The following is a 22,424-nucleotide window of genomic DNA, read 5'->3' on the forward strand; positions in this document are numbered from 1 at the left end:
CTGCTGACAACTACAGTAGGATCACTAAGTAGATGAGTATTTCACTCAGTTGCTGCGCCGCCCCCAGCGCATCTCCGGTATACCCTTGTATACGGCGCGACAAATACCGCCCAAAACCCAGCCGAAAGCCCCCCAAAATCAGCAACAAGAGCAGCCACTGCGAGGCCTGTGCAAAGCCTAATAACAACAGAACAGGCAGCCCTGCCAATAGCCAGTCACGCAGTGATAGCGCGGTCGCCAGAGGCTTCGACTTTCCTTCACCGCTCACATAGGGCATATCGATCAGAAAGGAGATGGCCAACCAACGGCTCACCACTTGCGCGATAAGGATTCCGCCAACCGCTTGGGCGATCGGCATCGCCGCCAAGCTCGCCGCCTTAATGGCCAGCACCATGAATAACGCGGCGGTGCCATAGCTGCCGATGCGCGAGTCTTTCATGATGCGCAGCACGTCATCTCGGCGCCATCCGCCGCCAAAGCCATCGGCGCTGTCGGCCAAACCGTCCTCATGAAAGGCGCCCGTCAGCAACAATCCCACCGCCATACTCAACAGCACCGCCAACAGCGGGTTATTAAACAACGCGAAAAAAACCAGCAAGGCAATCGCCGTTACGCCACCAATCAGCAGCCCCACGAGAGGAAAGTAGCGCGCTGTACCATCAAGCTTTTCGGGGCTGAAGTCAGGGTCTTGGGGAACAGGAATACGACTCAAAAAGCCCAGCGCCAGCAGGAATATTTGCCACTCGCGACGCAGTGACGCTTTATCAAAGGGGGGCATAGGAGAGGGCTCAGTGATTAAAAACCCTGCGATTCCAGCACAGGCAATTAAGCCCTGCAAGGGCAGGGCTTAACAACGGGCCTATTGAACAGTGATACGACGCGGTTCGGCCGCCGCAAGTTTGGGTATGTGTAGCGCCAGGACGCCGTTTTCTACCTTGGCAGCGATCTTCTCCTGATCCACCGTATCGGGCAGCGAGAAGCGGCGAACAAATTCTCCTTGCCAGCGCTCGTTTACCGCCAATTTCGTGTCGGCATAGTCGATAGTGCGCTCGCCCTTAACCGTTAGCACGCCACTGTCAACGCTGACCTCAATCGCCTCACGGCTGATACCGGGAACATCCATACTTAGCAGGTAGGCGTCGTCCGCCTCACTGATATCCACAGCGGGCGCCCACGCACGACGCGCCTTTTCAGCCGGCTCACTGCGGCTATCAAAATTGCGGCTTAGGTCTCCAAATAATGTGAAGGGCAGATAGCTATTCATAAAACCACCTCCAATAACACTTCGACACAATTTCAGCTTTCGCTGTTGAACATTATCTGGGTATTGGCGTCGCATATTTCAAGTGCATGTCGACACGCTATTAGCTCTGCTACACTTGTCGCGCAGCACAAACTCCTCTTTTTTCTGGTTAAAGGACAACGATATGAGCATCCAAGCTGGCGATAAAATCCCCGACGTTACGCTCAAAGTTATGGGCGAAAAGGGCCCCCAGGACATCACCACTGGCGACATATTTAGCGGTAAGAAAGTTGTGCTGTTTGCCGTGCCCGGTGCCTTCACCCCCGGCTGCAGCCTCACCCACCTACCTGGCTATGTCGTGCACGCCGACACGATTAAAGCCAAGGGTGTCGACAGCATCGTGTGCATGTCGGTCAACGATGCTTTTGTGATGGATGCCTGGGGTAAGAGCCAAAACGCTGAACAACTGCTCATGCTTGCCGACGGCAACGCAGAACTCACCACCGCACTGGGCTTGGAAATGGATGCCAGTGGCTACGGCATGGGCAAACGCAGCCAGCGCTTTGCGTTAATTGCAGAAGATGGTGTCGTAAGCTTTATTGCCGTCGAGCCAGCCGGTGGCGTCGATGTCAGCGCCGCTGAAAAGATTATTGAACAGCTGTGACCCGGGAATGAATAGTGTTGAGCACCGCCCCCAGGTGCTGGTGTTCGACAGCGGTGTCGGTAGCCTGAGCATCGGCGCCGAAATCCACCATTTGCTTCCCGATATTGACCTGCTCTACGCGATGGATCGCGGCGGCTTCCCCTACGGCATGTGGCAGGAGGATGCACTGGTAGAACATATTCTCCAGCGTATTCACACCTTGCTACAGCGCCATCGCATCGATATCGTGGTGGTCGCATGCAACAGCGCCAGCACTGCCGTGCTACCGAGTTTACGACAGCAAGTCTCCCTTCCTGTTGTGGGTGTCGTGCCCGCCATTAAGCCTGCCGCCCTGCAAAGCAAAAGCCGTGTTATTGGCCTGCTCGCCACGCCCGGCACCATAAAACGGCGCTACACTGCCGAGCTAATCGACACCTTTGCCAGCGACTGCACCGTGCTATCGGTAGGAGCAGAAGCGCTGGCACCGGCGGTGGAAACGTTATTCTGGCAGGACGAGGATTCCCCTGACGTTTGGCAGAGTGTGGCAGCCGCATTTCACCAACACCCCAGCGCAAAAGCGCTGGACACAATCGTATTGGCTTGCACCCACTTCCCTCTGGTTAAACCACAACTAGCCAAACACCTCCCGGGAATCAATTGGATAGATTCTGGTGAAGCCATTGCGCGGAGAGTGAAAGATTTGCTTGAAAATAATCGCTACATTCGCGAAGGCAAGGGGCGCCAACGCGCGTGTATTCTCGGGGCAGAAGCGGCCAGCCAGACTCTGGGCGATAAGCTCGCCACCCGCGGCATTGAACTCATCGCAGATTAAAGCGCTCAGCCTCGCGGTTATAACGCTCCACCGCCGCCGACATCTCCGCCATCGCAGTATTGTAACGAGCGATGCGCTCTAACCGGCGTTGCGCCGTGTCATACCCGGTTCCCTTGGCGGTTTTTTCCATGGCGTCCAGGCACTTTAGGTAACGGCCTTGCTCGTCGACATAACGCTCGAGTTGCTGGCGCAGCTGTTGCATCTCGTCGCGGCTTGCCGCCTCGCCATCGGGGAACTGCTTGGGCGGCGCAGGCAGTTTGCAGGCCGCCCAGCTGGATAGGGGCATCAGGCAAACGATCCAAAGCAGGATGACTGCGCGCTTCATTGCATCTCCAGAAAGAGTAGGTTGCGCACTAGTATAGCCGCTAGCCATACAAAAAAGGGCGCCCAGTTGGACGCCCTTTTCATTTATCTGACCAGATTCACACTTGCCCTTACAGCGAGCGTGGGTCGAAGCCACCGGCATAGAACTGAGAATACCATTTGCGGAATTTCGCGATAGGGCCGTCGCCGTCACACAAAATTGGCAGTGGGCGATAGATCTTGTTTTCCCAGATGGGCTTATCTTCCTCAAGCTGGCCAACGATATTGGCGATAATCGCCGCGTTCACACCACCTTTCTGTACTTCACCGTTAACCTTGGGCTGGGTGAAGGCAAAGCGGACATGCACCGTGTCATCGTCAATCGGCGTAGTTAGCCCCATCAAGAAGGTATCGGCGATACCTTCAAACTTAGTGAAACCCTGGCCGGGGCCAGCGCTACCAGTACGGATTGAGCCGCGTACCTCACCGCGTGGCGTCGGCATGTTGGCCTGCTGCAAACCGCGCACCATAGGGCCGTCGTAGGTGGTTTCCCACTCGGGGAACGACGCCGTACCGTGGACATATTTAAAGTGAGCAGGGTCAGCCGCATTTTCTGCCATTTCCTGAGCGTGAGTATTCAGAATCCATTCGTAGCGATCCAGCGGTGACCAATCGTCAGAGTTTGCCTCGTCGTGCTCAATAACTTCCCACTTCGGCGCTTCGCCTTCTGGGTGGTACCACGCCCAAATAACTTGGTTAATTTCACGCACCGGGAAAGACTTCAAACACTTCTGGCCCTTCACTTTAGGCGGCATATTCTTCGCGTAAGGAACCTCAACACATTCACCTTCCGGGCTAAACTTCCACGAGTGGAAAGGGCAGACAATATTGTTACCTTCTATACGACCACCACCGGTGCCCGAACGCTCGTGAATACCGTGGCCCAGGTGAGCACCGAGGTGGGGACAGTACGCTTCCATCAATACCGCGCGACCGGCTTCTGTACGAAACAACACCAGCTCTTGGCCGAAGTAATGCACAGCGCGGGACTCGCTGGGAGCCAGTTCGTCAGAAAAAGAAACCGCAAACCAACCATACGGCATGGGCATTGGGTAGCGTTTTACGGTAGTTGTTGTGCTAGTCATTGGCTTGTCCTCAGCTCTAACGCATTAAGATCGCCGCAAGGCGGCTAAAAACCCTATAAAAAGAAGGCCTATTCACGGTTTCCAGAGTAAACGTTGCCAGCAGCCAGACAATGACAAAATGAGACATCCCACTGGCAAAATACGACAGTGGGGGATTCTAAGGCCAATAAAAAACGGTCTCTTCACTACTGGCGCCAGCTGCGAAGCTTCTCCATGAACACATCGGCGCCCATGCGAATTAGCGACTCATCAGCAGAACCGGGCTTGGCACCGGTGTAAATAATGGCTTCTTGTACAGCGATTTCCTTGGCGACATCTTCCAGTGTTTGCTGGTCCACCTCTTCGCCGTCAGCCGTTTCAATACGCCCCTCGGCCGCCGCACGGATCTGCGCCGCCTGCTCACTGTCTGGATCTATCCCCGCACGCTCCATCACCGCTATGGCAGCAAAACGCTCACTGGCCTGGCGGTGTGATATCGCTTCACCGTGCGCATTATAAGCACCGTCGTTGGGCTTATCCGCAATTTCTGGCGATTGCCCCATGCTTATGCGAATCATCGCCGCCTCTTGCGAATAGGGGTCGACACCCGCTTTTTTGACCGCCGCCTCTACAGCGACGGCATCTGCTAATGCGCTGGCCGATATCGCCTGACCAAAGCGGTCGTAGACCCGCCAATCGGCACGCGCCTGGGCACCACCTGCGTTGCCCTTGGCGGCGTAGGTATCGCCAGTTTTTTGCGTGTTTTTACCGTGAGCATGCCCCTGTGCGGGCTCTCCCGGTGCTTTATTCTGGCCGGGCGCATGGGCCTTGCCGTAAGCATTGCCATTTCCGGGTTCAGCTTGCACAAGGCTTGCGCAGGCAAGCAGCATTACAATCGCCAGGCTGTATTTCATAAACACTCTCTCAACATGTTATTGCTTACAGGCTACCCGCCCGCAGGCTGTGATAATATCGACGGATGACTACAGCCACTCCGCCACTGCAAGATCGATTTGGTCGCCAGGTAGACTACCTGCGCCTCTCCGTTACCGACCGCTGCGATTTTCGCTGCGTCTACTGCATGGCCGAGGACATGACCTTTCTACCCCGGCGCGACATCCTTAGTCTGGAACAACTCTACGACATTGGCGCCGCATTTGTGCAATTGGGTGTCACAAAAATTCGTTTGACCGGCGGCGAACCGCTGGTGCGCCGCAATGTGCTGTCGCTGGTGGAGCGCTTAGCGTCGCTGGACGGCCTCGAACAATTAAATATGACCAGCAATGGCGCCCAGCTGGATCGCTATGCTGAGCCCCTGTATCGCGCAGGCTTAACCGGCATCAATATCAGCCTGGACAGCCTCCGCGAAGATCGCTTTAAAGAGCTGACGCGCGTAGGCGAACTGAGCAAGGTATTGGCCGGCATCGACGCCGCCAAAGCCGCCGGCTTTGAGCGGATTAAATTGAATGCGGTCATTATGAACGGCCGCAACGACGACGAGATCCTGGACTTGGTGGATTTCGCCCGCGACCGCAACGTCGATATCAGCTTTATTGAAGAAATGCCCCTCGGCCATATCAGCGAGCACGACCGGGCCCTCAGCTTCTGTAGCAGCGATGAAATTCATCGGCGCATACACGCGCGCTACCCACTTACCGCCAGCGCGGAAACCAGCGGCGGTCCGTCGCGCTATTACCGTATGGCTGACAGCGCAAGCCGGGTTGGTTTGATCTCGCCCCACAGCCACAACTTCTGCCATCTCTGCAATCGCGTGAGACTGACCGTTGAGGGGCGTTTATTGCTTTGCCTGGGCAATGAATACTCCGTCGACCTCAAAAGCGTGCTGGAAAACCAGCCAGAGCAGCTTCAGCAACGTATTATCGACGCCATGGACATCAAACCTGAGCGCCACCACTTCGACCTGAATGATGAGCCTCAGATCGTGCGCTTTATGAATACCACTGGCGGCTAAGGCGCCATGCAAGCGCAGCAAATTATCAAGCAGCTTAAACTGGAAGCCCACCCCGAGGGCGGCTATTTCAGGCGCAGCTTTACCCACCCACAAACCACTGGCGACGGCAGTGCGCAGCGCCCGCTGATGAGCAGCATCTATTATTTGCTCACCGCCGACAGCGCCACTGGCTACCTGCACCGCAATCGCAGCGGCATCCTGCATTTTTGGCAGGGCGGCTCCCCCCTTCACTACACTCTCTTGAAAGAAAACGGCGATGTTGAGCACCTCGTCATGGGGCCAGACCTCGAAAAGGGGCAGCATCTGCAGCTCTATGTGCCCGGCGGATGGTGGAAAGCCTCCCAGCTCAAAGAAGGCGACTACGGCTTGATCTCCGAAGCGGTTAGCCCGGGCTTCGACTACCGCGACCATGAATTTGCCAACGCCGACGATATTCAGGCAGGCTACCCACGGCACTGGCAAGCTCTGCAGCAACTAGTGCGGCCCTAGGCAGCGAACACAGGACTCTGTATGAATACGGCGAGACAAGCCATCGATGAACTGATTTCACAGCTGGCCGAGCAGGGCTACATCGCCAGCGAGCAAATCGCTACCACCCTGCACCTTGCCCGCGCGCTCCAGCGCCCTATCCTGATTGAGGGGCCGCCCGGCGTTGGCAAGACCGAGCTCGCCAACGCCAGTGCGGCGATGCTCAAGTTACCGCTGTTTCGACTGCAGTGCTACGAAGGTTTAGACGAAAGCAAGGCACTGTACGACTGGAAATACAGCAAGCAACTGCTCTATGTGCAAGTGTTAAAAGAGCAGCTACAAGGCATTCTTGGCGGCGCCAACGACCTGTCCGCAGCCGTGGAACGCCTGCACAACTTCGATGATATTTTCTACTCAGAGCGGTTTCTGGAACCTCGCCCTCTGCTCAGCGCGCTGCAAAGCGATGACGGCGCCGTACTGTTGATCGATGAAATCGACAAAGCCGACTACGAATTTGAGTCGCTGCTGCTGGAAATCCTCGCCGACTTCGCGGTCACCCTGCCGGAAATTGGCACCCTGCGTGCCAAACACAAGCCGCTGGTGCTTTTGACCAGTAACAATACCCGCGACCTCAGCGATGCGCTCAAGCGACGCTGCCTGCACCTGTACATCCCCTTTCCCGAAGCAGAGCTAGAGAGCCGCATCGTGCAAAGCCGGGTGCCAGACGTCGCCGACAGCCTGCGCCAACAGCTGGTCACTTTTGTGCACGGGGTTCGTCAGCTCGACCTGAAAAAACAGCCGGCCATCAGCGAAACGATCGACTGGGCGCGCAGCCTACTACTGCTGCATGCCGACAGCCTGTCCGCCGCACTGGTTGATGACAGCCTGAATGTGCTGCTGAAATACGAGGAAGATATCAACATCGTGCGGCCTGAAATCACCCGCCTACTCAGCCAGCGTTACTGAAACAACGTGGAAGCCACCTTACTGCAGTTTATTCGCCACCTACGTCATGCTGGAGTCGGTATTTCCACCGCAGAAACGCTAGACGCCATGCAAGTTGCTGTCAGCCTTGGCTATGGTGATCGCCAGCTTTTACACGACGGCTTGGCGAGCTGCCTAGCGAAGTCAGAGGAACAACGTCAGTTGTTCAGCCGCTGCTTCGCCCAATTCTTTGACCTGGCAGAAACACCCAACGACACCACACACACCGTCGACCCAGAGATCCCACAAGACCGCAGTGCCGACGACGGCGAAACCGCGGGCGAGGGCGAGGGCCAAGGGCAGGGTGGCGGTGGCGGCATGGGCAGCGATGCACTGCGCGCGGAGCTGATGCGCGCCGCAGGCGACGTCGACCTGGCCGCAATGCAATACCCCACCCAACGCGGCATATTCCGCCGGCGCATCCTCGACGCCCTCAATGACAGCGGCCGCCGCGAGCGTATCGCCCAATTGGCCAGTGGCAGCCCACCAGAGCAACAACAGGCTCGGTGGCTGGAACGCGAGCGGGAAACGCAACTGGCACAACTCAGCGAATTGCTAGACCGACAGTTATTGCTCAACAACAATGCCGCTACCCGCGAGTTTCAAGAAACCTTAATGCGCGATAGCCAGCTGTCGGCATTGGACACCTACTATCGCGACCGCCTGCCGCCGCTGATACGCAAGCTAGCCAAAAAACTCGCCGCCAAGCACCGGCAGCGTTATCGGCGCGCCAAACGCGGCCGCTTAGACCTCGGCAAGACCTTGCGCCGCAACATCGCACTCGGAGGGGTTCCCTTCCATCGCTACTGGAAAAGCACCCGCCGCGAAAAAAGCGAAATTTTTGTGCTGTGCGACCTCAGTGGCTCAGTTAGCAGTTGGTCGCAAGTGCTAATGCTGTTTATGCAGGCCCTGGCCGACGTACTCCCCAACACACGCAGCTTTGTTTTCTGTGGCGAAAGCGTTGAAGTCAGCGAGCTATTCCGCCAGCACGATGCCGACGAGGCCCTCGCGATTATTCAGCAGCGCCACGGCATGGGCAGCAGCGATTACGGCCGCGCGCTGAACAGCTTTCGCCAGTTAGTTGAAGAGCGCGTCAATCGTCGCAGTACCATCATTATTCTCGGCGACGGCCGGGGCAACGGCGGCAACACCGGCATTGCCGCACTGCGAGAACTCTACCACCGCGCCCGCCTGGTGCTGTGGTTCAATCCAGAATCCCAGGGCCGCTGGAATACAGGTGACTCGGAAATACGCCGCTACCAGACGGCGTGTCACTACGTGGCGGAATGCGGTTCACTGCGCAAGCTCGAGCGCTTGCTGGACGAGCTGCTGACACTGATTCGATAAAAAACGGCAAATATTGCCATTGGTTTCGCAAGCGGTCGTGCCGAGCGCGAACAAACTGTTTACTATTAGCCCCGCCGACAAGCAGGAATCCGCGAGTCATCATGAATAAGTTCAAGCACTTTATCGGCCAGTCATTTATTGGCGGCATCCTTGTTATCGCCCCGATTGTTATCCTGTTACTGGCATTGCGCTGGGCGGTAAATGCCGTGCAAAGTTTGATCGCGCCGCTCACCGAGCCACTGGTGAAAATTAGCGGTGCGCCACCTGCTTTGATTGATGTTGTTGTTATTGCACTGATTTTATTCGCCTGCTTTGTGGTGGGGACCTTGGTCGCCACCAGTGCGGGTCGCTTCGCTCAGGGCTTTGTCGACCGTCACCTGTCACGTTTCGCCCCCGGCTACCGGCTGATCCGCGACATCCTTCAGCAAATGTTTGGCAACGACAGCAACTCGCCCTTTACCCGCGGCGAGGTCGCCATCGTTCAGCTGTACGGCCGCGACGTTCCCACCCAAGCCACCGCCATCGTCACCAGTCGCCACGACAATGGCTGGTTTAGCGTATTCGTTCCCACAGGCCCCAACCCCACCTCGGGCTTTGTATATCACCTGCCCGGTGATTGCGTTACCTTGCGGCCGGATATAAAACTCGACGCGGCATTTAAATCCATTATTGCCTGTGGCGCCGGTTCCGCTGAATTGGGCGTGTGCCGCAATAACGACTTACCACGCAGCGCAGAGTAGGACCCAGCATGAGCCCCCAGCGCCTGATGATGCCCGTCGTCAAGGTCTGCAGCTTTACCATCGCCGTCTTCGGCCTGAGCCTGATGCTGCCGCTGGCCACCGCATGGATTTACAGCAGTGACAACGCCGCGGCCTACACACTGGTGCTGCTCGTCTGCGAAAGCCTGGCACTGGCTGGCGCCATAGCCACCTGGAATTACCAGATTCACGCGCTCACGCCGCGCCATATGTTCTTAATTACCAGCGTGAGCTGGCTGCTGATGTCCCTGCTTGGTGCCTTACCGCTGCTATTAACAGACACGGTGTTCAGCCTTAGCGATGCCGTTTTCGAGTCGACTTCAGGGCTGACGACAACCGGTTCAACGGTGCTTACCGGCCTGGACAATCTGCCCGCCGACATCCTGCTGTGGCGCTCCATGTTGCAATGGATAGGCGGCCTCGGCGTTATTGCCATGGCCGTGGCGATACTGCCATTCTTACGCGTTGGCGGGATGCGCCTTTTTCAAACAGAGTCCTCCGACTGGTCAGACAAAGCGCTGCCGCGCGCCAAAACGATGATCAGCCGGATCATCTATTTTTACCTGGTACTCACCGCGCTGTGTACCGGCGCTTATATGCTGGCCGGAATGGACAGCTTCCACGCCATTAACCACGCGATGACCACGCTATCGACGGGCGGCTTTTCCACCTCGGACAATTCCTTCGCTCAGTTCGACGACCTGGGAAGCCACTGGGTGGCGATTGTGTTTATGATGATCGGTGCGCTGCCGTTCACCCTTTATGTGCAATCGCTGTCACAACGGCGCTGGCTATTGTGGAAAGATCAGCAGCTGCGCGGCTTCGTATTGATCGTCATCGCTGCCTGTTTAATCCTCAGCCTCTACCAAATACTGGTGAATCATCAGGCGCCGCTGCGCGCCCTGACACTGTCCAGCTTTAACCTTATCTCGGTAATCAGTACGACCGGCTTCGCCAGCGGTGACTACAGTCACTGGGGGCCATTTGCCGCCGCACTGTTTTTCTTCGCGACGTTTATGGGTGGCTGCTCGGGCTCGACCAGCGGCGGGGTGAAAATGTTTCGCTTCCAGCTGCTCGCCATTAGTCTGAAGGAATCGCTTTCGCGGGCCCTGCACCCCCGGGCGGTCGTGCCGAGGCGCTACAATGGCCACAAGGTAGACGACGCGATTCTTCTGTCATCCGTTGCCTACTTATTTGTCATGCTGATCAGCCTGATGCTGATTACCTTATTGCTCAGCTTCAGTGGCGTCGACTTCGATACTGCGCTCACGGGCGCCAGCACCGCACTGATGAATGTCGGCCCAGGGCTGGGGGAATTGATCGGGCCAGCGGGCAACTTCGCCAGCCTGAGCGATACCAGCAAGTGGATTTTAAGCGTGGGAATGCTGCTCGGACGCTTGGAATTTATTACTGTGTTGGTGCTGTTTACCCCGGCCTTCTGGCGCAGTTAAGTTTCACCGCAGCCAAAACTCAGGCGAACCAACTCACTGCCAATGGCACAAACAGGGCTGTGAACGCGCCCGTCAGGCACAGCGCCAAACTGGCAAAGGCACCGGCCACCGGGCTGCGCTCGAAGGCGCGCGAAGTACCAATGGCGTGGGCGGCCAATCCCAGGCAGAAGCCCCACAAACGGTCATCACGGATATTTAGCCGCTCAAACAACCAGCTGATTGTGGTGATACCCGCCACCCCGGTGAGAATCACTGATCCAACGGCAACCGACGTAATACCGCCAATCTCTTCAGTCACTGTAATCGCGATCGGCGTGGTGATCGACTTGGTCATCAGCGACAGCAGCGTTTCCTGTGTCGCCCCGAGCCACCACGCTAACAACAACGCCGAGGCGCACGCAAACGTCGCCCCAAAAAACAGAGTGACCAATAAGGGGCCAGCAAGCTCGCGGAGCAGGGGTAATTGCCGATACAGCGGCACTGCCAATGCAACCGTGGCGGGCCCCAGCAAAAAGTTAAGCCAGTTAATATCCTGATAGTAGGCAAAGTAATCAAGCTGCAGGGCTTTTAAGGCGATAGCAATCAACACGGCCCCGCTAATCGTCGGGTGCAACATCGCCATTTTGCCACTGCGGGTGTAGGCCCACATTGCGCATTGATAGGCCAGCAGCGTTAATGTCAGCCCAAACAGCGGGGTGTGCATCAGCTCAGTCATGGCCTTGCTTCCGACCGCGCGTTAGCATTTTCAATAACAGGCCGCAGGCAATCATCGTCAGCACGGTGCCAACACTCACCGCGGCAATAAAACCCGGCCATTGATCCGCAAAGCCAGCGCCAAGGAAGAACACGCCGGCCGCCGGCGCCATCAACAGCATCGGCAGCAACTCAATCAACCGCTGACTACCTTGACTCAAGCCCTCGGGCACCGCGTCGTCGCGCAGCGCGCCGCGCACACACAGTAGGATAAACAGCAAGAACATGCCCAGCACCTGCCCCGGCAAGGGCAAGCCCAATACCCGCTGCAGCCATTCACCGGCTAATTGGCAGGCAAATAAGGTGAGAAATCCCGCCAGCATTAACGGCGTACCCAGGGCAGGGCGCTCGCCACGGCGGCCAAGGCTAAACCGACAAAGGCGATCAACGACCAGGTTGGCATGCTCATGCCGAACATGGTCCAGACCACTTCTGCGCAGTTGCCATCACCCATCAGCAGTGTGTTGAACGCCTCGCTCATTGGTAGATTCTCAAACATGTATTCCAAACTCGGACCACACGCCGGTACTTGCTCCGGTGGCAACCCTTGCAGCCAGATTTGCCTATAGGCAAAACCGCCGCCCGCGGCACAGCTGGCAAACATAAGGCCACCGGCAATATAACGACCCAGTTGTTGTGGATGGAAGATCAGCGCCATCACCGCAACAACGCCGGTGAAAACAAAGAAGGCCCGCTGGGTAATGCACAGAGGGCAGGGGTGCAGGCCATCAACGTACTGGGTGTACAGCGCGTAGGCCAGTAAACCGGTGCAACAAGCAAAGATAAAAAAGTAAATCCAGCGTGAGCTGATGGCCATGATAATTCCCTTGTTGTGGTTAGCTGCCGCCGGTTCCGCTCGGCAAGTCAGGCGGTAGCTCCGTTGGCAAATTCGTCGCTGAGCTGAGCGAGCAGGCGCGGGTACAAGGCCAGAAAACTGACTTCGATCTCACCCTGCATAGGCGTCAGGATCGCCCCGCAGTCACTGAGCGGATTGTCCCGCTGCAAACGGCGGGCAATGCGCGCTAGCGTACGCTCAATATTATGCCAGTCTTGCAGCGAGCACAGAACATTGTATTCGGCCAGAAAACGGCTCTGGCGTCGCGCGGCCTGAGGGAAGTGCCGACTGTCTGCCTGCAATTGTTGGTAACACTGCTCGCTGAACGCCGCCAGCGCCTGGGGCGCTGTATCCAGCCAGTCAGCCTGCCAATGGCGACTCAAGAAGTGGTCGTAGCACACGTCCAGGGCAATGCCGCCGTAGCGTCGAAAGTGGGCGGGGAAGGCACGCAGGCACTGACGCGTGGCTGGGTCGCTATCGGTGAGCGCATCAATGCGCCGATGCAGGCGAATCCCCTGTTCCCAGTGACTGGGATATTCGCCCTTCAGCGGCCCTTTAACATGATCCCCTAACAGTGCACCCACTAGCAGGCCGTGATCGGCCTCTCCACGTCGACGACGGATGACGTCGGCAATATGGAAGTGGGCAAGGAAGTTCACAGGGCTTTATATTGCTGATAGAAACGCGCCAGATAATCCTCGAAACTGCCACTATTCTCCGCCTCAATCTCAGCCTGCTGGGCCTGCGACTCCACTTTAAGGCCAGCGAAACGGCTAACATCGGAGGGCAGCAGTGGGGACTGCTTAAAGCGCTCAGCGTGCTCCTGGGACTGGCGTAAAGCAAAGTGGAAGAAGCTGCCATCGCGCTGCTGGATTTCATCGAGAATACGCGCTGAAGGCGTTAGCGCAGGGTTGCGCAGCTTGGCTCGCTGCGCGGCACAGCTTTCCCGGTAGTGTGTTTCACCGTGCGCCCGGTCAAGCTGCTCGGCAAGCGCGTCAATATCATCGAGCAGGGATTCTCCCCACTCGACCAATAAACGTTGTTCACCCGCCTCGCCGGTCAAAGTCAGGCCGGGCTTGCGCCCCTCGTTAACCACTTTTAACAGGTTATCGGTGATCGCCGCATTGGCGTCATCGTCACACAGGTCGCTGTTTTGGCACAGGCAGAACAGCAGGAAAGCATCGATAAAGCGCACCTGCTGCGCATCGATACCCAGAGGCAGTAGCGGGTTCACATCCAAGCAGCGAACCTCGATGTATTCCACGCCACCGCGACGCAACGCACCCAGCGGAATCTCGCCGCTGTCGGTCACCCGCTTGGGCCGAATGGGGCTGTAAAACTCGTTTTCGATTTGCAGCAGACCACTGCTCAGCTGTTCATCGGCGGGGATGCGTTCGTAATCTGCGTGCGAGGTGGTAATGGCGTTGCGCAGTGTGTCGATGTAAAAATCGAGGTGGTTGTAGCAGATATCGAGGTTCTTCTGGGCATTACTCTGGTAACCCAGATCTCCCATTCGCAGCGAGGTCGCATACGGCGCATACAGCGTGTGCTCCCCCCACTCCTGGAGATTGTGGCTCTGGCCATTCACAAAACACTTAGACACCGCCGGGGCGGCGCCAAACAAATAGATCAACAACCAGGAGTAGCGGCGAAAATTACGAATCAGCGCAAAATAGCTGTCGGTAATAAAGTCCTTGTCGGCTTTTCCCTCACCGCCCTGAAGCTGAAAGAGCGCATCCCACAGCGCTGGCGGCAGCGAGAAGTTGTAGTGGATACCCGCGATAGTTTGCATTTTCCGGCCGTAGCGATGGCCCAAACCAAGGCGGTAGCGGGTTTTCATAGTTGCGGAATGGCTGCTGCCGTATTGTGCAACGGGAATCGCGACGCTGGCTGGCAGACGGCAGGGCATGCTGGCATTCCACAACATCTCGTCGCCAAGACTGCCGCTGGCAAAGCGATGAATGCTGTCTAACTCAGCCAGTGTTTCCTCTATGCTCTCGCTCACCGGCGTGATGAATTCCAGCAGCGCTTCGGAAAAGTCCGTCGTGATTGACGGATGGCAGAGCGGTGAACCAAAGGCCTCGGGATGAGCGCTGCGCGATAACAGGCCGTCGCCATCCATTCTCAGGCTTTCCTTTTCGATACCGCGACGGATCGCTCTCAGTAGACTGTGCTGCGCAGGCTCGGCAAGAAAAGCCAGCCTTTGCTCAAAACGTGTAGCCAATACTCTATCCTCGGCGGGGCGCGAAAAGGCCAAACAGTGTAATTCCGCCACCTATTGTGAACAAGCTTTGCCGCAAACGGGATTGCCAGCCCCGCAGCGGCCTGTTAAAAAATGACTTTTCGCACACCAAAAGAGAACACCGCATGAGTCTTCCCCAAGCCGGCATTTTTGTCGAAGGCAGTCATCGTCATATCTTTCTCGAATTTGAATTGTTAGACGCAACCAGTGACGCGGCGTTACAGGCATCGTTGGCAAACGCCATAGGCGCCCTTCAAGACCTCGACGGCCGCCAGCTCAACGTCGTTTGGGCCTTCGGCGCAGACTGCTGGCAGCGGCTGGGCCGCTCTCAACCCGCCGGGCTAAAACCCTTCAGCGCGGTCGGCAATGGCGCCGTCGCCGCCCCCGCCACACAGCGCAGTATTTTACTTTGGCTCAATGGCGACGAATACAGCGCATTGTTTGACGCCGCCATGAAAGCCAGCGAATTACTGGCGGACGTGGCTGCCGTTTCCCTTGAGATAAACGGCTTTCTGTACAAAGACTCCCGCGACCTGAGTGGCTTTATCGATGGTACCGAAAACCCGAAAGGAGAGGGCCAGCGCAAAGTTGCACTGATCCCCGAGGGCCGACCCGGCGCCGGCGGTAGCTTTGTGCTCTCGCAGCAGTGGCAGCACAATTTGAAGCACTTTCGCGCAATGCCACAACACGAGCAGGAAAAAGTGATCGGTCGCACCAAGCCCGACAGTGTCGAGCTGAAAGGAGATGCCATGCCGGACGACTCACACGTGAGTCGCAGCGATGTGAAGATCGATGGCGTGGCACAAAAATTATATCGACGCAGCGTTCCCTATGGCGGAGTCTCTAAGCACGGTCTTTACTTCCTGTCTTTTAGCTGCGATATCGAGCGATATGACCACATTTTAGCGAGCATGTTTGGCAAAGCCGACGATGGCATCGTGGATCGCTTGAATGATTTTTCGACGCCGCTAAGCGGCAGTTACTGGTTTGCACCGTCGGCGGCGGAACTTTCTGATTTGGCGTCTGACTAAGATTACGAAGTCTCCTACTCTAGGTATGATTAGGGCGCCCCAAGCGGCGCCCCTTTTTTTGCCTGCTAAACCCCCTCAGCCTCTGACAACGCCCCCGCCATTGCCCCGCGGATACTGGCGACCATCGCCCGCACCGCCTCCATACGCGAATAGTTCGGCCTGACCAACAGGCAGATTTCCCTACTCGGCGGCGGCGTACCAAAAGGTACGTAATGCAGCCCCTGATCTTCGTCGGCGGGGCGCACAGCGAGCTGTGGCATCAAGGTAATACCCAGACCACTGGCGACCATATAGCGCAGGGTTTCCAGGCTGGTAGCCTGAAAGCGTTGGTCCTCTTTCGCTCCTGCTGAAAAGCAATAGTCTAAGGTTTCATCACGCAGGCAGTGACCATCTTCCAAAGTAAGCACTAACTGACCATCCAGATCAGAGAGCGCAGCGCGATCCAGTTTTGCCAGCGGCGTATGGTTTGGCGCCGCCAACACCAAGGGCTCACGGTAGAGGTTGTAGCGCTCCACATTTTCGATGCTGTCCAGCCACGACAAGATCACCACATCGAGTTTGCCGTCATCCAACTGTTGCAACAGAACATGCGTCTGGTCTTCGTGGAGATAAAAATTCACCTCCGGCAAGTCCCGCCCCAGTGGCCCCATAATATGGGGCAGTAAGTAGGGTGCCACGGTGGGGATCAGGCCCAGGTGGAAGTCACCCGACAGCGGTGCCGACAGTGCCCGCGCACTGTCCTCAAAGTCTTCAGCAGCGCGCAGAACGGCCCTCGCGCGCCCAATCAAGGCCTCGCCCGCGGGCGTCAGCATCACTCGCTTACGGTGGCGTTCAATCAGCACCAAGCCGATCTGCTCTTCCAGTTTCATAATTTGCCCGCTCAGCGTCGGCTGACTGACAAAACACGCCTCGGCCGCACGGCCAAAATGCTGGTGGCGCGCCACTGCATCGAGGTACTGCAAATCGCGAAGTTTAACCATGGCTCCTCCTTGCTTTAGCGCAGCATACCATAGGAATTATCTATTGAAATAATTATTACGATCGATTAGATCGCATCTAAATCCCTGCGTAGACTCACTCCTGTCTTCACATTTTCGACGCCAAACAATACAGGAGAGCACTATGTTCCCAACGATTATCAACAGCAAAGTACAGCCCTTCACGGCGACCGCCTTCCACCAGGGTGACTTCATCGACGTTAGCGATGCCGACCTGAAAGGCAAATGGTCGGTCGTGATGTTCTACCCGGCCGACTTCACCTTTGTCTGCCCCACCGAACTGGGCGATATGGCTGACCACTACTCGCAGCTGCAAGAAATGGGTGTTGAGGTTTACTCCGTGTCCACAGACACACACTTCACCCACAAAGCGTGGCACGACAGCTCCGACACCATCGGCAAAATCCAATTCCCGATGATCGGCGACCCCACTGGCAAGATCTCGCGCAACTTCGGCGTAATGATCGAAGAGGACGGCCTGGCCCTGCGCGGCACCTTCGTAATTAACCCCGAGGGAGAAATCAAGGTCGCCGAACTGCATGACCTGGGTATCGGGCGATCAGCCAAAGAGCTGGTTCGCAAGGTGCAGGCAGCACAGTACGTCGCCGAACACGACGGCGAAGTCTGCCCAGCAGCTTGGCAGCCTGGCGAAGATACGCTGTCACCGTCGCTGGACCTTGTCGGCAAAATTTAAGGCCACACCGGCCCCAAACGGGGCCGCTCTTAGCTACGCAATCTACAGGGAGCCACTATGTTAGACCTGAAAATGAAACAGCAACTGGCAAACTACTTGGAAAACCTGAAAACGCCGGTAGAGCTGGTCGCCTACCCCGGCCAAGGCGAGGCCTCCCTGCAACTGGAGGCACTGATTCAAGATATTGATAGTCTTTCCAGCGATATTCGTGTTCGTCGCGATACCCGTACCGACGTCCGCCGCCCTGCCATGGGCGTGCGCCCAGCAGCCGGCGACACCGAAATTCGCTTTGCCGGTTTACCTCTGGGGCACGAGTTCACCTCGCTTGTGCTGGCCATTCTTCACAGCGGCGGCCACCCAATGAAAATTGACCCGGCGCTGATTGAGCAAATCCGCGACCTGGACGGCGAGCTGCACTTCGAAACCTATATTTCACTGAGCTGCCAAAACTGCCCCGATGTGGTTCAAGCGCTGAACATGATGGCGGCCATCAACCCCAACATCCGCCACGAGATGATCGACGGCGCACTTTTTCAAGATGAGGTCAGCGAGCGCAACATCATGGCCGTGCCCTCGGTGTTGTTAAATGGCGCGCCGTTTTCACAGGGCAGGATCAGCCTTCAAGATATTTTGCAGAAGGTCGACAGCAATGCCGGAGAACGTCGCCGCGCCCAGCTGGCCGATAAAGATGCCTTCGACATGCTGGTTATCGGCGGTGGCCCCGCCGGTGCATCGGCAGCCATCTATGCGGCGCGCAAAGGCATCCGCACGGGAATTCTGGCCGAGCGATTTGGCGGCCAGCTGATGGATACCGTCGGTATTGAGAACTTTGTCTCGGTGTCAAAAACCGAGGGGCCAAAATTGGCGGCGAACCTGGAAGCGCACGTCAGTAGTTACGACGTCGATATTATGGAGGGACAGCGTGCCCGCGGCCTCAGCACCGACCAGCAAGGTCTTATCCGCGTTGATATCGGCGACGGCATGGCGCTGCGCAGCAAATCGGTGATGCTCGCCACGGGTGCCCGCTGGCGTGAAATGAATGTTCCCGGCGAACAACAGTACCGGGGCAAAGGTGTGGCCTACTGCCCACACTGCGATGGCCCCTTGTTCAAGGGTAAGTCGGTAGCCGTAATCGGTGGTGGCAACTCCGGCGTTGAAGCAGCCATTGACCTGGCTGGCATTGTCGAGCATGTCACGGTGTTGGAGTTTGACACTACCCTGCGCGCCGACGAGGTGCTGCAGCGCAAAGCCAACTCCATGGCGAATATCGAATTTATCCTGAACGCGCAAACCACCGAGGTACTCGGCGATGGCGAACGTGTAACCGGCCTTCGATATACCGACCGCAATTCCGGCGCGTCGCGAGAGCTTGCACTGTCGGGCATTTTTGTTCAGATCGGTTTAGTGCCCAACACGGAATTCCTGCAGGACAGCGTGGCGCTCAGCGAACGCGGCGAAGTGATCACTGGCGACCGTGGCGAGACCTCAATGCCCGGCGTGTTCGCGGCTGGCGACGCAACCACCACCCCCTACAAGCAGATTGTTATTGCCATGGGGGACGGTGCCAACGCCGCTCTCGGTGCATTCGACTACTTGATTCGCCAATCGGTAAGCGATGCGCAAGCCGACGGCGACCAACACCAAGCTGCCTGATTCTCCCACCCTGTGCGACACCCCATGCTTGCCCCGGTATCGGGGCTTTTTTAGTGGCGCGACGTCGTACGCGCTTCGGCTCTGTGGTCCAACTGATTTGCCCAGTCTTCAAGCAGCTTGGCATTGCGATCATTTTTACGAAAGGCTATGTCGGCAATGTCACCGACGATCGGTACCGCGCCCAGGGCAAAGTCCAGGGCGATATTGCCAAGCATTTTTACCTTCAGTGCCCGCGGCGCCGATGCTTTGTGGGCCTGCCAGACAATGCCCAAGCCGAGCAGCGCCCCGACCACGTCACCGGCCACAGGAAGTAGACCCAGCAAAGGGTCAATACCGATACGCCAACGGGTAAACGGAATTCCCCAAGCGCCGTCGAGTAGCGTCGCCCACTGACGGCTTCGACGCACCCGCAGTGCGATGTTGTCATCCGTCATTTTTTGGCAATGATATAAACCGCGTGGATAATGCCGGGAAGGTAGCCGAACAGCGTAAGGATGATGTTAATCCAGAAGTGTTTGCCAATGCCCACCTGCAGGAATACACCGAGGGGCGGCAGCAAAATGGCAAAGATGATGCGGATGATATCCATAAAAAATCCCTGATAAACAAGCTGTTGAGTAACTTAAGGTAGCACAGAAAAAAAAGCGCCGTGAACCTCGGTAAGGCACCGGCGCAAATGGAGGAAGCGCAAATCTCTGCGGTATGGGGGCGTTAACAGCCCCTAGAACTGCACGCGGCCCTCTAGATAATAAGATCGGCGTGGCTCCAGGGTGCCGCGATACCCGCCAACATCCAACACCGTGGGCGAGCCAATACCAATCGTCAGCTCGTCGGTAATATTCTTACCCACCAAGGCCAGGGACCAGTCGCCATTGCTGTCGCCGAGCGCCAAGCGCGCATTGAACTTGGTGTAGGCACCCTGAATGCCGCGAGGGTCGAGGTCACCCGAGGTAAAATGGGTATCTTTAAATGAGGCGTCAGCGGTGAAGTCGAGCATTAAATCGGCTGGCATGGGAATACTCACCGCACCCGATAGCGTGGCCGTCCACTCCGGCGTTTGTTGATTTTCTTTGCCGCTGAGGTCGCATATATCCTCGTCGGCAGTGGCCACACAAGGCCCCTCTTTGTATTCGAGCCACTCAAAATCCAAGTAGGCAAGCGAGCCGCTGAGCATAAACCATTCACTCATTAGCCAGCGCCCATCCAGCTCTACACCTTTCGTCAATGCACTACCTGCATTGGACACCACAAAACCGGCTACGCCATCAAAGACACTGACCTGCATGTCTTCGTACTCAACGTGATACACGGCAATATTCAGTTCCGCCGCGCCATCAGCCAGCTGCATTTTACTGCCTATTTCTATGGCATCGGCCACTTCGTCTTCAAACTCAAAGTTCTCGCCACCACCGCCCGGCCCATCTTTGGCATTGTTGTTGCGCGCGTCAAAACTGCCTGACTTCGCCCCGCGGGTAACGGTGGCGTAGGTCATAATGTCTTCATTGAGATCCCACTGAACATTGACCGACGGCAGGGTGACACCCACCTCGCGGTCACCCTCGATCTCATGCTCCTCAATGTTCAGCGCACCCAGTACGGTCGCAGTCACCGGATCAACGGGATTTTTCGTCCCCGACTGATAGAGGAATAATTCACGGAAGCCGGTTTTTTTCTCGTTCACGTAACGCAGGCCCAGCGTCGTTCTCAAAGAGTCCGTCCAGTTGAAGGTTACCTGGGCAAAGGTCGACCACGCCTCGCTGTCCATGTAGAAGTCTTTCTCAAGGTCCGCAGCCACGTTGGTCTGTGTATTGATCAGGCAGCCCACCGGATTGCGGCCCGCATCTGCCAGTGCGCCATTGCGCACCTTCAAGGGCGTAGACTCGTAGAAGGTCATCTCGCCCTCCTGATAGAAGGCGCCGACAATGTAGTCGATAAACTCTCCACCTGGAGAGGTAAAACGGAACTCCTGGCTGCGTTGGTCGTACTCTTCAATACCCAACAGCGGCACGGTATCAAAACTGCTGGAATCGCCGTCAAACAAGTCCTCTGACTCGAAGCCGGTCGCCGCGGTTACCGAGCTAAACGTTCCCTTCTCAAAATCGATATCGACGTTGAGTGTGGCGTTGTAATTATCGATTTCGGCGTACTCTTCGGCGTCGGTATTTTTAATGCCGTCCAAGGTGACATTTTCACCGCTACAACCTGTCAGTGCGCTCTCGTGCGTAATTTCAAACTGACGACCATCCTGCTTGCGATTGGTTTTTTCAAGCTTCAGGCTGGTCGTGATGTCATCGCTGGGCAGCCAACCAAAGGTGATACGGCCTGAGAATTCCTCGACGCCCGGTTCATCGCGATCGACGGCGGGATTTTCATTGGTCATATAACCATCTTCGTCTCGCGTTCTCACCGCCGCACGAATGCCAAAGGTATCGCTGAGCGGCATCGACAACATTGCAGAGATTTCCCGCTGGCCATCGGGGCCACCACGCAGCGCGCTAAAGTTCGCCTCCAGCTCGTCGCCGGGCTTGGCGGCAATCAAACTCAGTGCACCGGCAATCGCATTTTTGCCAAACAGGATAGACTGCGGGCCGCGCAGCACCTCCACTCGCTCTAAATCCATGAAGGCGCCACGAGTTTGGTGGGGGCGCCCCAGGTGAACGCCATCTGAGAATATGCCCACCGACAGCTCAAAGCCCTGGTTTGAACCGGAGCCCACGCCGCGCATATACACATTGGGAAGTAAGCCGCCTTCCACCAATTTAAAATTCGGCGTGTAATCGGAAAGGTCGCTCAGGTTTTCAATACCGGCTTTCTTAAGCTTGTCACCGTCCAGTGCGGTTACTGAAACCGGCACATCCGACAAAGACTCCGCGCGCTTCTGCGCGGTCACGATCACTTCTTCCAGCTTGAGTTGCTTTGCAGGCTCTGATTCCGCAGAGCCGGGCAGGGGGGTAACCATTAGCGCACTCGCCGTGAGCGCGCCAGACAAGGCTTTGTGCATAGTCAATCTCGCTTTTATAGTTATTGATGCGATGCTTAGCGACTCTTAGTATTACACCATTATCAAAAACTGTACATTAGTGGCGGCCGGAC

The 22,424-nt window shown here is 56.8% G+C and carries 25 protein-coding genes; 11 read left to right on the forward strand and 14 right to left on the reverse strand.

The annotated features are described in order from the left end of the window. Nucleotides 1-10: 10 nt before the first annotated feature. Nucleotides 11-778, reverse strand: coding sequence for an adenosylcobinamide-GDP ribazoletransferase (locus HNR64_RS01325; protein ID WP_239547413.1), 768 nt, complete (start codon nt 776-778; stop codon nt 11-13). Between the two features lie 81 nt (nt 779-859). Beyond that, on the reverse strand, nt 860-1,264 hold the full coding sequence (locus tag HNR64_RS01330) for an Hsp20/alpha crystallin family protein (protein WP_204994819.1): 405 nt from the start codon (nt 1,262-1,264) through the stop codon (nt 860-862). A gap of 163 nt (nt 1,265-1,427) precedes the next feature. On the opposite strand from HNR64_RS01330, the gene HNR64_RS01335 reads away from it, so the two are divergent. Beyond that, complete coding sequence (locus tag HNR64_RS01335; RefSeq protein WP_204994820.1) at nt 1,428-1,907, forward strand: peroxiredoxin; 480 nt, start codon at nt 1,428-1,430, stop codon at nt 1,905-1,907. 7 nt (nt 1,908-1,914) lie between these two features. After that, a complete protein-coding gene (gene murI / locus HNR64_RS01340; protein ID WP_204994821.1) occupies nt 1,915-2,718 on the forward strand; it encodes a glutamate racemase in 804 nt (267 codons plus the stop codon). On the opposite strand, the gene HNR64_RS01345 is transcribed toward murI, so the two are convergent. The 3 genes from HNR64_RS01345 to HNR64_RS01355 all read right to left on the reverse strand — a co-directional run bounded on the left by HNR64_RS01345 (nt 2,705) and on the right by HNR64_RS01355 (nt 5,059). Continuing rightward, nucleotides 2,705-3,043, reverse strand: a complete 339-nt coding sequence (locus HNR64_RS01345; RefSeq protein WP_027873305.1) for a hypothetical protein — start codon at nt 3,041-3,043, stop codon at nt 2,705-2,707. The two genes, murI and HNR64_RS01345, sit on opposite strands and share 14 nt — an antisense overlap. Nucleotides 3,044-3,152: 109 nt before the next feature. Further along, complete coding sequence (locus HNR64_RS01350; RefSeq protein ID WP_204994822.1) at nt 3,153-4,166, reverse strand: aromatic ring-hydroxylating oxygenase subunit alpha; 1,014 nt, start codon at nt 4,164-4,166, stop codon at nt 3,153-3,155. Nucleotides 4,167-4,351: 185 nt separating this feature from the next. Then, nucleotides 4,352-5,059 carry a hypothetical protein gene (locus HNR64_RS01355; RefSeq protein WP_204994823.1) on the reverse strand — a complete coding sequence of 236 codons (708 nt, stop codon included), beginning with the start codon at nt 5,057-5,059 and terminating at the stop codon, nt 4,352-4,354. A gap of 65 nt (nt 5,060-5,124) precedes the next feature. Here HNR64_RS01355 and moaA point away from each other — a divergent pair, with 65 nt between their 5' ends. The 6 genes from moaA to HNR64_RS01385 all read left to right on the forward strand — a co-directional run bounded on the left by moaA (nt 5,125) and on the right by HNR64_RS01385 (nt 11,125). Then, nucleotides 5,125-6,117, forward strand: a complete 993-nt coding sequence (moaA, locus tag HNR64_RS01360) for a GTP 3',8-cyclase MoaA (protein WP_204994824.1) — start codon at nt 5,125-5,127, stop codon at nt 6,115-6,117. 6 nt (nt 6,118-6,123) lie between these two features. Then, entirely contained in the window at nt 6,124-6,606 is a 483-nt protein-coding gene (locus tag HNR64_RS01365; protein ID WP_204994825.1) for a cupin domain-containing protein, read from the forward strand. Nucleotides 6,607-6,627: 21 nt separating this feature from the next. Then, nucleotides 6,628-7,551, forward strand: coding sequence for an AAA family ATPase (locus HNR64_RS01370; protein WP_204994826.1), 924 nt, complete (start codon nt 6,628-6,630; stop codon nt 7,549-7,551). Nucleotides 7,552-7,557: 6 nt separating this feature from the next. After that, nucleotides 7,558-8,916, forward strand: coding sequence for a VWA domain-containing protein (locus HNR64_RS17435; protein ID WP_204994827.1), 1,359 nt, complete (start codon nt 7,558-7,560; stop codon nt 8,914-8,916). 101 nt (nt 8,917-9,017) lie between these two features. Then, complete coding sequence (locus HNR64_RS01380) at nt 9,018-9,656, forward strand: DUF502 domain-containing protein (protein ID WP_204994828.1); 639 nt, start codon at nt 9,018-9,020, stop codon at nt 9,654-9,656. An 8-nt stretch (nt 9,657-9,664) separates the two neighbouring features. Then, the gene (locus HNR64_RS01385; protein WP_204994829.1) at nt 9,665-11,125 is read left to right on the forward strand and encodes a TrkH family potassium uptake protein; all 1,461 of its coding nucleotides are present in this window, start codon (nt 9,665-9,667) and stop codon (nt 11,123-11,125) included. A gap of 19 nt (nt 11,126-11,144) precedes the next feature. On the opposite strand, the gene HNR64_RS01390 is transcribed toward HNR64_RS01385, so the two are convergent. From HNR64_RS01390 to gshA, 5 genes are read right to left on the reverse strand one after another with little or no spacing between them, the layout of a single operon-like run. Next, nucleotides 11,145-11,840, reverse strand: coding sequence for an LrgB family protein (locus tag HNR64_RS01390; RefSeq protein ID WP_204994830.1), 696 nt, complete (start codon nt 11,838-11,840; stop codon nt 11,145-11,147). After that, nucleotides 11,833-12,201, reverse strand: a complete 369-nt coding sequence (locus HNR64_RS01395; protein ID WP_204994831.1) for a CidA/LrgA family protein — start codon at nt 12,199-12,201, stop codon at nt 11,833-11,835. Before HNR64_RS01395 ends, HNR64_RS01390 begins: the two co-directional genes overlap by 8 nt. Next, nucleotides 12,201-12,695, reverse strand: a complete 495-nt coding sequence (locus HNR64_RS01400) for a disulfide bond formation protein B (RefSeq protein ID WP_204994832.1) — start codon at nt 12,693-12,695, stop codon at nt 12,201-12,203. Before HNR64_RS01400 ends, HNR64_RS01395 begins: the two co-directional genes overlap by 1 nt. 47 nt (nt 12,696-12,742) lie before the next feature. After that, nucleotides 12,743-13,372 (reverse strand): ACP phosphodiesterase, encoded by a 630-nt coding sequence (locus tag HNR64_RS17440; RefSeq protein ID WP_204994833.1) that lies wholly within the window; start codon nt 13,370-13,372, stop codon nt 12,743-12,745. After that, entirely contained in the window at nt 13,369-14,937 is a 1,569-nt protein-coding gene (gene gshA / locus HNR64_RS01410; RefSeq protein ID WP_204994834.1) for a glutamate--cysteine ligase, read from the reverse strand. Before gshA ends, HNR64_RS17440 begins: the two co-directional genes overlap by 4 nt. Before the next feature lie 143 nt (nt 14,938-15,080). Between gshA and HNR64_RS01415 the strand changes: the two genes are divergently transcribed. Next, nucleotides 15,081-15,986 carry a Dyp-type peroxidase gene (locus HNR64_RS01415; protein WP_204994835.1) on the forward strand — a complete coding sequence of 302 codons (906 nt, stop codon included), beginning with the start codon at nt 15,081-15,083 and terminating at the stop codon, nt 15,984-15,986. Nucleotides 15,987-16,051: 65 nt separating this feature from the next. Here the strand turns inward: HNR64_RS01415 and oxyR are convergent, their stop codons facing one another. Further along, nucleotides 16,052-16,966: a DNA-binding transcriptional regulator OxyR gene (gene oxyR / locus HNR64_RS01420; RefSeq protein ID WP_027873319.1), complete on the reverse strand. Its 915-nt coding sequence runs from the start codon at nt 16,964-16,966 to the stop codon at nt 16,052-16,054. Between the two features lie 142 nt (nt 16,967-17,108). On the opposite strand from oxyR, the gene ahpC reads away from it, so the two are divergent. Further along, entirely contained in the window at nt 17,109-17,678 is a 570-nt protein-coding gene (ahpC, locus tag HNR64_RS01425) for an alkyl hydroperoxide reductase subunit C (RefSeq protein ID WP_204994836.1), read from the forward strand. Nucleotides 17,679-17,735: 57 nt separating this feature from the next. Then, entirely contained in the window at nt 17,736-19,331 is a 1,596-nt protein-coding gene (gene ahpF / locus HNR64_RS01430) for an alkyl hydroperoxide reductase subunit F (protein WP_204994837.1), read from the forward strand. Between the two features lie 50 nt (nt 19,332-19,381). Here ahpF and HNR64_RS01435 read toward each other — a convergent pair whose 3' ends face one another. The 3 genes from HNR64_RS01435 to HNR64_RS01445 form a co-directional block, all read right to left on the reverse strand. Next, nucleotides 19,382-19,765 (reverse strand): DUF4112 domain-containing protein, encoded by a 384-nt coding sequence (locus tag HNR64_RS01435; RefSeq protein ID WP_027873322.1) that lies wholly within the window; start codon nt 19,763-19,765, stop codon nt 19,382-19,384. After that, complete coding sequence (locus HNR64_RS01440; RefSeq protein ID WP_036255757.1) at nt 19,762-19,920, reverse strand: YqaE/Pmp3 family membrane protein; 159 nt, start codon at nt 19,918-19,920, stop codon at nt 19,762-19,764. Before HNR64_RS01440 ends, HNR64_RS01435 begins: the two co-directional genes overlap by 4 nt. A 132-nt stretch (nt 19,921-20,052) precedes the next feature. Then, nucleotides 20,053-22,332 (reverse strand): TonB-dependent receptor, encoded by a 2,280-nt coding sequence (locus tag HNR64_RS01445; RefSeq protein ID WP_204994838.1) that lies wholly within the window; start codon nt 22,330-22,332, stop codon nt 20,053-20,055. Nucleotides 22,333-22,424: the final 92 nt, after the last annotated feature.

The organism is Spongiibacter marinus, from assembly GCF_016906995.1.
Taxonomy (GTDB): Bacteria; Pseudomonadota; Gammaproteobacteria; order Pseudomonadales; family Spongiibacteraceae; genus Spongiibacter; species Spongiibacter marinus.

Coding starts and splice junctions, on each gene's coding strand:
- HNR64_RS01325 (WP_239547413.1), bottom strand. CDS start 778: ATGCCCCCCTTTGATAAAGCGTCACTGCGTCGCGAGTGGCAAATATTC.
- HNR64_RS01330 (WP_204994819.1), bottom strand. CDS start 1,264: ATGAATAGCTATCTGCCCTTCACATTATTTGGAGACCTAAGCCGCAAT.
- HNR64_RS01335 (WP_204994820.1), top strand. CDS start 1,428: ATGAGCATCCAAGCTGGCGATAAAATCCCCGACGTTACGCTCAAAGTT.
- murI (WP_204994821.1), top strand. CDS start 1,915: ATGAATAGTGTTGAGCACCGCCCCCAGGTGCTGGTGTTCGACAGCGGT.
- HNR64_RS01345 (WP_027873305.1), bottom strand. CDS start 3,043: ATGAAGCGCGCAGTCATCCTGCTTTGGATCGTTTGCCTGATGCCCCTA.
- HNR64_RS01350 (WP_204994822.1), bottom strand. CDS start 4,166: ATGACTAGCACAACAACTACCGTAAAACGCTACCCAATGCCCATGCCG.
- HNR64_RS01355 (WP_204994823.1), bottom strand. CDS start 5,059: ATGAAATACAGCCTGGCGATTGTAATGCTGCTTGCCTGCGCAAGCCTT.
- moaA (WP_204994824.1), top strand. CDS start 5,125: ATGACTACAGCCACTCCGCCACTGCAAGATCGATTTGGTCGCCAGGTA.
- HNR64_RS01365 (WP_204994825.1), top strand. CDS start 6,124: ATGCAAGCGCAGCAAATTATCAAGCAGCTTAAACTGGAAGCCCACCCC.
- HNR64_RS01370 (WP_204994826.1), top strand. CDS start 6,628: ATGAATACGGCGAGACAAGCCATCGATGAACTGATTTCACAGCTGGCC.
- HNR64_RS01380 (WP_204994828.1), top strand. CDS start 9,018: ATGAATAAGTTCAAGCACTTTATCGGCCAGTCATTTATTGGCGGCATC.
- HNR64_RS01385 (WP_204994829.1), top strand. CDS start 9,665: ATGAGCCCCCAGCGCCTGATGATGCCCGTCGTCAAGGTCTGCAGCTTT.
- HNR64_RS01390 (WP_204994830.1), bottom strand. CDS start 11,840: ATGACTGAGCTGATGCACACCCCGCTGTTTGGGCTGACATTAACGCTG.
- HNR64_RS01395 (WP_204994831.1), bottom strand. CDS start 12,201: ATGCTGGCGGGATTTCTCACCTTATTTGCCTGCCAATTAGCCGGTGAA.
- HNR64_RS01400 (WP_204994832.1), bottom strand. CDS start 12,695: ATGGCCATCAGCTCACGCTGGATTTACTTTTTTATCTTTGCTTGTTGC.
- HNR64_RS01415 (WP_204994835.1), top strand. CDS start 15,081: ATGAGTCTTCCCCAAGCCGGCATTTTTGTCGAAGGCAGTCATCGTCAT.
- oxyR (WP_027873319.1), bottom strand. CDS start 16,966: ATGGTTAAACTTCGCGATTTGCAGTACCTCGATGCAGTGGCGCGCCAC.
- ahpC (WP_204994836.1), top strand. CDS start 17,109: ATGTTCCCAACGATTATCAACAGCAAAGTACAGCCCTTCACGGCGACC.
- ahpF (WP_204994837.1), top strand. CDS start 17,736: ATGTTAGACCTGAAAATGAAACAGCAACTGGCAAACTACTTGGAAAAC.
- HNR64_RS01435 (WP_027873322.1), bottom strand. CDS start 19,765: ATGACGGATGACAACATCGCACTGCGGGTGCGTCGAAGCCGTCAGTGG.
- HNR64_RS01440 (WP_036255757.1), bottom strand. CDS start 19,920: ATGGATATCATCCGCATCATCTTTGCCATTTTGCTGCCGCCCCTCGGT.
- HNR64_RS01445 (WP_204994838.1), bottom strand. CDS start 22,332: ATGCACAAAGCCTTGTCTGGCGCGCTCACGGCGAGTGCGCTAATGGTT.